Annotated in this window: 1 protein-coding gene; it reads right to left on the bottom strand. The window is 33.9% G+C overall.

Translation table 11 applies throughout. From position 1 onward, the window contains the following. Window position 1 precedes the first annotated feature (1 nt). Window positions 2-1,006 carry a tagatose-bisphosphate aldolase gene (lacD, locus tag BMX09_RS09955; protein ID WP_089748121.1) on the bottom strand — a complete coding sequence of 335 codons (1,005 nt, stop codon included), beginning with the start codon at window positions 1,004-1,006 and terminating at the stop codon, window positions 2-4. Between the last annotated feature and the right edge of the window lie 21 nt (window positions 1,007-1,027).

Below are 1,027 nucleotides of genomic sequence, written 5' to 3'. Positions count from 1 at the left end.
ATTATTTTACTTCAACACGTTCCATCCAACTTGTTGCTGTTGTTTTTAATACTTCATTTAAATCTTCAATATTTTTACGTCCTGTTGATTGTAACCATTTGTGTCCAGCTTCATCACCTTCAGTTGCATAGACTGGTACTGAATCTTTCCAAGTTGCACGACCGCATAATACACCATTAAATGCTGAGCCAGCTTCTTTTGCAAATACTAATGTTTCTTGGAATAACTCAGCTGATACGCCAGCACTTAAGAAAATAAATGGTAAATCAGTTACATCTGATTGTGCTTTAAAGAAGAATTTAGCTTCATCTTTAGAATAGACTGGTTCTACTCCTTCTTCAGTAAATCCTTCAACAAAATTCATATTAACTGGAACTTCTACTTTTAAGACATCTACATTATATCGTGGATCTGAGAATAAGCGCATTGCATCATTTACTTTATGAGGTTTTACTTCTGCATATTCTCTAGTCTTCACATCTGCATTTTTATGGTCGTAGGTAACAATCTCTAAGAAATAAGGAATATCTTCTGCAAGGCATTCACTACCAACACGTTCTACCCATGCATGTTTAATATCATTAATTTCATTACTTTCATCAATATCATAATATAATAATACTTTAACAGCATCTGCGCCTAGTTCTTTAATACGTTTTGCAGACCAATTAACTAATAAATCAGGTAAACGACCTTCTTCCGTTGCATCATACCCTGTTTTTTCATAGGCAACGATTAAGCCACATCCATCAGCACGTAATTTCATTGCTGGGATACCATATTCTGGATCTAATAAAATTGAGCTAGCATATGGTGTTAAATCTTCAGAAACTAATTCCTTATAATGGATAATTCCTTCATCACCACGATCTTCTTTTGAACCCGCAGCAATCATTTTTTTCAATGAGCCACGTTGGTCAATCGCTAATGCTCCAATAACATTTTCTTCATTAGATAAACGTTTTAAGTGTTCGAACTTTCCTTGTGATAACTGTAATTTTGACATAACCAAATCTCCTTTTTATTT

The organism is Granulicatella balaenopterae, from assembly GCF_900111135.1.
In the GTDB taxonomy this organism is placed as follows: domain Bacteria; phylum Bacillota; class Bacilli; order Lactobacillales; family Aerococcaceae; genus Granulicatella; species Granulicatella balaenopterae.
Note: the sequence above shows the minus strand (reverse complement) of the source record. Positions and strands in the feature narration are given on the sequence as shown.